Origin of the sequence: Kribbella turkmenica (assembly GCF_004348725.1) — a bacterium.
In the GTDB taxonomy this organism is placed as follows: Bacteria; Actinomycetota; Actinomycetes; order Propionibacteriales; family Kribbellaceae; genus Kribbella; species Kribbella turkmenica.
In genome coordinates, this window is record NZ_SMKR01000245.1 from 1 (window position 1) to 7862 (window position 7862).

The 7862-nt window shown below is 70.6% G+C and carries 6 protein-coding genes and 1 riboswitch; of the genes, 5 read left to right on the top strand and 1 reads right to left on the bottom strand.

What is annotated here, in order from left to right; genetic code table 11:
* Positions 1–1424 (top strand): prolyl oligopeptidase family serine peptidase (locus E1218_RS33680; protein ID WP_132327094.1); only part of this gene is annotated, 1424 nt, incomplete at its 5' end.
* A gap of 10 nt (positions 1425–1434) precedes the next feature.
* On the opposite strand, the gene E1218_RS33685 is transcribed toward E1218_RS33680, so the two are convergent.
* Positions 1435–2799 carry an aminotransferase class V-fold PLP-dependent enzyme gene (locus tag E1218_RS33685; protein WP_132327095.1) on the bottom strand — a complete coding sequence of 455 codons (1365 nt, stop codon included), beginning with the start codon at positions 2797–2799 and terminating at the stop codon, positions 1435–1437.
* 16 nt (positions 2800–2815) lie between these two features.
* A riboswitch (SAM riboswitch) is annotated at positions 2816–2929 on the bottom strand.
* 99 nt (positions 2930–3028) lie between these two features.
* On the opposite strand from E1218_RS33685, the gene E1218_RS33690 reads away from it, so the two are divergent.
* The 4 genes from E1218_RS33690 (at position 3029) to E1218_RS33705 (ending at position 7639) form a co-directional block, all read left to right on the top strand.
* Positions 3029–3547: a DinB family protein gene (locus E1218_RS33690; RefSeq protein WP_132327096.1), complete on the top strand. Its 519-nt coding sequence runs from the start codon at positions 3029–3031 to the stop codon at positions 3545–3547.
* A gap of 41 nt (positions 3548–3588) precedes the next feature.
* Positions 3589–4377 (top strand): DUF4184 family protein, encoded by a 789-nt coding sequence (locus E1218_RS33695; protein WP_132327097.1) that lies wholly within the window; start codon positions 3589–3591, stop codon positions 4375–4377.
* A 249-nt stretch (positions 4378–4626) separates the two neighbouring features.
* Complete coding sequence (locus E1218_RS33700) at positions 4627–7071, top strand: FtsK/SpoIIIE family DNA translocase (RefSeq protein ID WP_132327099.1); 2445 nt, start codon at positions 4627–4629, stop codon at positions 7069–7071.
* Between the two features lies 1 nt (position 7072).
* Positions 7073–7639: a hypothetical protein gene (locus tag E1218_RS33705; protein WP_132327098.1), complete on the top strand. Its 567-nt coding sequence runs from the start codon at positions 7073–7075 to the stop codon at positions 7637–7639.
* The last annotated feature ends 223 nt before the right edge of the window (positions 7640–7862 follow it).

Here is a 7862-nt window from a genome sequence, read left to right on the forward strand (position 1 = left end):
GGGTGGGCACGCCGCAGTCCGCCGACGAACTGGTGCTGAGCTTCCCGGAGAACGACCAGTACTTCATCACGCCCGAGGTGTCCGAGGACGACCGGTATCTCGTCGTCCACATCACCGAAGGCACCGATCCGGCCACCCGGTTGTGGGTCTACCCGATCACCTCCGACGGGCTCGGCGAGCCGGTCAAGGTGGTCGACCACTTCGCGGACGAGATCGCGTTCGTGCGCATGTCGGGTGAGGACCTGGTGCTGCGCACGGATCGCGACGCGCCTCGTGGTCGCGTGGTGCTCGCCTCGCTGGACGGGACGTTCACCGACCTCGTCCCGGAAGGTCCGGACACCTTGCAGGCCGTCCGCGGCACGGCGTCCGGCCCCGCCACGCTGACGCTCGTGGACGCGCAGCCGGTGCTGACGCTGTACGCACCCGACGGTTCCGATGCGCGCGTCGTCGACGCACCGGGCGGGGGAGTGGTGGGCCTCGACGCCTCCCCGGAGTACGACGAGTTGTTCGTCGGCCTGTCGACCGCCACCGACCCGACCTTGTCGTACGTCGTCTCGGCTTCGACCGGCGACGTTCGCGCTCTGCCGGAACTCGTCCGCGGATCAGGCGGATTCGCCTCGCCGCCGATCACCGTCGAGCGCCGGCTCGAGCCTGGTCGCGAGGTGCCGTACTTCGTCATCAGCCGCGCCGACCTGGACTACTCGTCACCACGCCCGACCCTGCTCTACGGGTACGGCGGCTTCCGCATCCCGATCCTGGCCGATTACCGGCCCGGCTGGCCGGCCTGGCTGGCGGCCGGCGGAGTACTGGTGATCGCGAACCTGCGCGGCGGCGGCGAGTACGGCAGCGACTGGCACCAGGCCGGCCGGCTGAAGAACAAGCAGAACGTCTTCGACGACTTCATCGCCGTCGCCGAGCACCTCCGCGACACCGGGGTGACCACGCCTGCGCAGCTCGCGATCCACGGTCGCAGCAACGGCGGCCTACTCGTCGGCGCGGCGATGACGCAACGCCCGGACCTGTTCGCGGTCGCACTGCCAGGTGTCGGCGTCATGGACATGCTCCGCTTCCACCTGTTCACGGTCGGCGCCGCATGGGCGTCGGACTTCGGGCACCCGGGCGACCTGGAGCAGTTCGAGGACCTGCTGGCCTACTCGCCACTGCATCGGCTGTGCGACGGAACGTCGTACCCGGCCACGCTCGTGGTCACCGGTGACCACGACGACCGGGTGGTGCCATTGCACAGCCACAAGTTCATCGCAGCGCTGCAACATGCGCAGTCCGCGTCCGTACCCGTCTTGACCCGCATCGAGGTCAACACCGGCCACGGCTTCGGAAAGCCGGCCGCGATGATCGCCTCCGAATGGGCGGACCTGCTGGCGTTCGCTGCTCACCACGTAGGTCTCGTGCCTCCTGAGCAGTAGGAGGGGAGGGTCACCAGATCCGCGGGGCCCGGAGGTCGCGCGGATCGTCGGCCGGCTGACAGCCGTGCGCCGACTCCGCGTACTCCGACCGCGGTCCGCTGGTGGCCAGCGTCCGGACGGCGGCGACGAGGCGGTCGACGTGCTCTCGCGTCGTCCCCAGACCGAGGCTCGCCCGGACTGCGGTGCCGTGCTCGGGCGAGTCGGCGAGCAGGTGGCCGACGAGCGGGTGCGCGCAGAACCTGCCGTCCCGGACGCCGATCCCGTACTCGGCGCTCAGCGCGGCCGACACCAGCGTCGAGGTCAGCCCGGCGACGGTGAAACACACCGTGCCGACGCGGTCCGCGTCCTCACCGAAGATCGAATACGTCGTGACGCCGGGAATCTGGGCGAGGCCGGTCCGGAGCCGGGCGAGCAGGCTGCGCTCGTGCTGCTCGATCGCGTCCCGGTGGTTGCTGATCGCCGCACAGGCCGACGCCAGGGCGATCGCGCCGATGACGTTGGGGGAGCCGCCCTCGTGCCTGGCCGGGCCGGTGGCCCAGACCACGAGGTCGCCGGTGACCGCGGTGGTCGCGCCGCCGCCGTACAGGTAGGGCTCGGCGGCGTCCAGCCAGTCGGCCCGGCCGATCAGCGCGCCGGCGCCGTACGGGGCGTAGAGCTTGTGGCCGGAGAGCGCGACCCAGTCGACGTCGAGCCCGGCGATGTCGACCGGCCGGTGCGGCGCCAGCTGGGCCGCGTCCAGGCAGACGCGGGCGCCGTGGGCCTTGGCGACGGCGGCGATCTCGGCGATCGGGAAGATCTCGCCGGTGACGTTGGACGCGCCGGTCACGACGACGAGCCGTGGACCCTCCGGGGCGTTCCGCAGCGCGTCGGCGATGTTGCTCACGGCATCGTTCGGCCTCCGCGGCGCCGGCAGCCGGACGGTCCGCTCGGCCGGCCAGGGGAGCAGCGCGGCGTGGTGCTCGGACTCGAACACGATCACCGTCGCGTCCGCCGGGACGGCGTGGGCGAGCAGGTTGAGCGCGTCGGTGGTCTGCCGGGTGAAGATCACCTGGTCGTCGTCCCGGGCTCCGACGAACGCGTGCACCTCAGCGCGGGCGCGCTCGTACCACTGCGTGGTGATCCGGGAGGCGTACCCGTTGCCGCGATGTACCGACGCGTACGACGGCAGCGCCGCCTCGACGCTGGCGCGGACCGACTCCAGGCACGGCGCGCTCGCACCGTGGTCGAAGTTGGCGTAGTCCGTGACCCGGCCGTCGGCCAGCGGGACCAGCAGGTCCGAGCCGACCGTGGCGGGGATGCTGCCGGTCGCGTGCCGGGCCACCGCCGGCCGCGCGGTCGTCGTACTGGCAGGCTCGAGGATGGAGAGGATAGACATGCTGCTGCTCCCGAGAAGTCCGCGCTTGCCGAGCGGGGTATCCGCACGGCCTGGTCTTCACCCGGGGCACCCCACCGCGGAGGAGGGTTGCCGGCCAGCGAGCCGGGGCTTGACGCTGGCACTCATGACCTGCCGAAGACGGTAACGAACGGGATATGTCAACGCCAGTGGTCATCTCATGTGATGAGATAGGTGAACACATCGTGGACAACGCAGCGAATGAGGACGCATGACCTGGAGAGCACCCGCCGTCGACCGGCCGAGCGGCTCGTTGACCGCGCCCGAACGCGACCTGCTCCAGGGCTATCTGGACTTCTACCGAACCACGTTGCTGTTCAAGTGCGCCGGGCTGACCGCCGAGGAGCTGGCCGCCAGGCCGTCGCCGCCGTCCAACCTCTCGCTGCTCGGCCTGATCCGGCACCTGACCAAGGTCGAGCGGATCTGGTTCCGGATCCACTCGGCGCCGGGGGAGCCGGCCGAGCCGGTGTTCGCGCCGGACCTGGGCAAGGACGCCGACTTCGAGCGCATCGACCCGGCCGAGGCCCAGGCGGCGTACGACGGCCTGATCGCGGAGTGGACGTTGTCCGACGAGGCCGCGGCCGGGCGTTCGCTGGACGAGGCCTTCACCTTCGACGGCACCGAGTCGACGCTCCGGATGGTCTACATCCACCTGATCGGCGAGTACGCCCGCCACTGCGGCCACGCCGACCTCGTCCGCGAACAACTGGACGGCACCACCGGCGCCTGATTGTTGCCTAGGGCGACCTTCGGGGGTCCTAGGCTTCGACCGTGCCCTTCACGCTCGCGCACCCCGCCGCCGTCCTGCCCCTCGTCCGGCGCCCGCTGATCGCCTCGGCTCTGGTGGCAGGTGCGCTGGCTCCCGACCTGCTGTACGTCGACCCGGTCTACCGCTTCGCCACCCAGCAGATCCACGGCGACTTCACCCTGACGCTCACGCACGAGTTCTCGTCCGCCCTCTGGCTCGACCCGCTGATCGCCATGATCCTGCTCGCGGTCTTCCACTCGGTGATCAGACGCCCGCTCACGGCCCTCGCCCCCAGCGGCCTCGCCGCCCGCCTCCCCGTCCCGCCGCCATTGTCCGTCACCGTCCTTCTCTGGGCCGCCTTCTCCGCCGTCCTCGGCGCCCTCACCCACGTGCTGTGGGACTCGTTCACCCACGGCGACGGCTACTTCGTCCGCCGGTTCCCCGACCTCTTTCGCGCCGGCGTCACCGCCACCTGGGACGTCAACCGCGTCCTCCAGTACGTGAGCACGGTCGGCGGTTGCCTGATCCTGGCTGCCTGGCTCTACCGCTGGTACCGCCGCACCGCACCGGTGAATCGAACCGATCAGGTCCCACCCTGGGTGCGGTACGGCGTCCTCGCCGGAACGCTCGCGTTGGGTGTCGCGGGAGCCGCCGTACAGCTCGGGGGAGCGGAGGAACTTGCCGGCGAGACCGCCGTACGGCTGGTGCTGACCGGGCTCGTCTTCGGGGGGCTCGCCGCGCTCGGGTGGTACGTCGTGCTCTGGCACCTGGCCCGGTGGCGGCGTCGTGACGCTACGGATGGGGCAGCGTGATCGGCGTGTGACACGTGTGACTCGAGAGGTAATCGGGGTAGCCTGCTGAACATGGCGACCCGCACGTCTTCCCCGGCGCGGGCGCAGAAGTCGGCAGCCAAACGGCCGAGCACGGCCCGTTCGGCTGCTGGTGGACGCTCCCGTCCGTCAGGCGCCCAGAAGCGTGGGCAGAGCGCGAAGCGCGGTGGTTCGACCGCCGCGCGGACCAGCACGCCCAAAACCAGCGGAGCGGGCCCGTTCGCGGCCGCCATGATCGCTCTCGGCCGGGGTGTCGTGAAGATCTGGATCGGCATCGCGCACCTGCTCGGCGGCATGGTCCGCGGCATCGGCAACGGCGCCCGGGACCTGGACCCCGAGCACCGCCGCGACGGCGGCGGCCTGTTCCTGATCGGCCTGGCGGTCGTGGTGGCCGCCGCGATCTGGTGGGACCTGCCAGGTGCCGTCGGCAAGGGTCTGCGGACGGTGGTAGGCGGCAGCGTCGGCATGCTCGGCTGGGCCGTCCCACTGATGCTGCTCTTCATCGCGCTGCGCACGTTGCGCCACCCGGACCGCAACGGCCCGGCCGGCCGCCAGGTCATCGGCTGGACCGCGGTCTCGCTCGGCGTGCTCGGCCTGGTCCACATCGCCAACGGCCTGCCTCGTCCGGGCAACCCGGCCGACGGCCCGCTGCAGGACGCCGGCGGCGCGATCGGGTACGTCGTCTCCTCGCTGTTGTCCGACCTGTTGACGCAGTACGTGGCGGCGCCGCTGCTCGTCCTGCTCTCGATCTTCGGTGCGCTCGTGATCACCGGCACGCCGGTCTACGCGATTCCACTCCGCGTCCGCGCGGCGTTCGACGTACTGATGGGCCGTACGGCGCTGCCGGAGGACGCACCGTCCGTCGCGGGCGCGCCGACCGACGACACCGTCCGGCTCACCCGCAAGGAGCGCCGGGCGAAGGCCGCCGCGGAGGAAGAGGACGGCGAGCCGACGGTCAAGCCCTACGACTCGCCGGTGCTCGAGGGGCGTGAGCTCACCAAGCGCGGGCGCAAGTCAAAGGCGGCCCCCGTTTCTGAAGAGGACGCGTACGACGTCGACGCGGCTGCGGCTGCGGCCGCTGGAGCCGGGCCTGCGGCCCTGGGCATCGCCGCCGGTGCCGGCGGGGGTCCCAGCAAGTCGGACTCGGCACCCGAGCCGCCTCCGCACACCCCGATCCCGCAGCGGGTGGAGCAGCTCAGCCTGTCCGGCGACATCACGTACACGCTGCCCGACGGGCAGATGCTCAAACCGGGTTCGGTGCACAAGGCGCGGACCAAGGCTTCCGACGCGGTGGTGGATCGCCTGACCGAGGTCTTCGACCAGTTCGGCATCGACGCCCAGGTCACCGGCTACACGCGCGGCCCGACAGTCACCCGGTACGAGGTCGAGCTCGGTTCCGCGGTGAAGGTCGAGAAGGTCACCGCGCTGTCCAAGAACATCGCGTACGCGGTGGCGTCGGCCGACGTCCGGATCTTGTCGCCGATCCCCGGCAAGTCCGCGATCGGTATCGAGATCCCGAACACCGACAAGGAGATCGTCAGCCTCGGCGACGTGATCCGGTCGGCGACCGCCCGCAACGACCATCACCCGATGGTGGCCGGGCTCGGCAAGGACGTCGAGGGCGGCTTCGTGGTCGCCAACATGGCGAAGATGCCGCACCTGCTGGTCGCCGGGGCCACCGGCTCGGGTAAGTCGTCGTTCGTCAACTCGCTGATCACCTCGATCCTGATGCGGGCCACGCCGGACGAGGTGCGGATGATCCTGGTCGACCCCAAGCGGGTCGAGCTGAACAACTACGAGGGCATCCCGCACCTGATCACCCCGATCATCACCAACGCCAAGAAGGCGGCCGAGGCGCTGCAGTGGGTCGTCCGCGAGATGGACATGCGGTACGACGACCTGGCGGCGTTCGGGTTCCGGCACGTCGACGACTTCAACAAGGCGGTCCGGGCCGGCAAGGTGAAGCCGCCACCCGGGTCCGAACGCGTGCTCTCGCCGTACCCGTACCTGCTGGTGATCGTCGACGAGCTGGCCGATCTGATGATGGTCGCCCCGCGCGACGTCGAGGACTCGATCGTCCGCATCACCCAGCTGGCGCGTGCGGCCGGCATTCACCTGGTGCTCGCCACCCAGCGGCCGTCGGTGGACGTGGTCACCGGTCTGATCAAGGCGAACGTGCCGTCGCGGCTGGCGTTCGCGACCTCGTCGCTCGCCGACAGCCGGGTCATCCTCGACCAGCCGGGTGCGGAGAAGCTGGTCGGCCAGGGTGACGGCCTGTTCCTGCCGATGGGCGCGAGCAAGCCGATGCGTATCCAGGGCGCGTGGGTGACCGAGTCCGAGATCCGCGGCGTGGTCGACCACTGCAAGGAGCAGCTCCAGCCGACCTACCGCGAGGACGTCACCGCGGTGGCGGGGCCGAGCAAGGAGCTCGACGACGAGATCGGCGACGACCTCGACCTGGTGGTGCAGGCGGCCGAGCTGATCGTTTCCACGCAGTTCGGCTCCACGTCGATGCTGCAGCGTAAGCTCCGGGTCGGTTTCGCCAAGGCGGGCCGGCTGATGGACATCCTGGAGAGCCGGGGCGTGGTCGGCCCGAGCGAGGGTTCCAAGGCCCGCGACGTCCTGGTGAAACCCGACGACCTTGAGGACTTCATCGCCACCCTGCGAGGAGAGTGACGTGACCGCCGCGAGCGCTTTGCCCAGGCAAGAACGCTTCGACCTCGACGCCGAGCCGGTGCCGTTCACCGTCCGCGCCTCCCAGAAGGTGCACGGTGGGCTGGCGGTCGGCGCCGCCCTGGTCGCGGTCGGCTTCGCCGCGTCCGCGTCCACCAGTCCGACCGGCGTACTGCGCTGGATCGCGGCCGGTGCGTTCGCCGTCCTGGCCGTGGTCTGCGCGCGGGCGCTGACGGTGGGGGACATGCTGGTTGCCGACGACGTCGGCATCCGGCTGCGGATCCGCAACGAGTGGATCGGCACCCGGTGGGAGGACATCGAGGAGGTCACGGTGCTGAAGCGCCGGCACCCCCTGGAGGACGGCCGGATCGCCGTTCATCTGCACGATCCCGGCCCGGTGCTGGCTGCGATGCCGAGTTCGACCCGCAAGACAACTGACGCGAATCGTCGGTTGACCGGCTCCTCGCTCGCGGTACCGTTCGGATTGACGGCGCGGCCGTCGCACGGGGAAGTGGTGCAGGCACTGCACATGCTGGCGGACGCCAGGTGTCCGGTCAGGGAACAACTCTGACTCGTCCGTGACCTCGTCGTACCAAGGCCGTTGAGATCATGACGACGGTCATTCCGCCGGCGTCGCCGAGGTCGTCGGTCCGCTGAACAGTCGGGCGATGGAGAGGACGGTGGGGACGTGAGCATCGGCAGCGAGCTCACGGCGGCCCGCGAACGGGCTGACATGTCGATCGAGCAGCTGAGCGCCGCGACCCGGATCAGAACCGGTCTGCTCCTCGCCATGG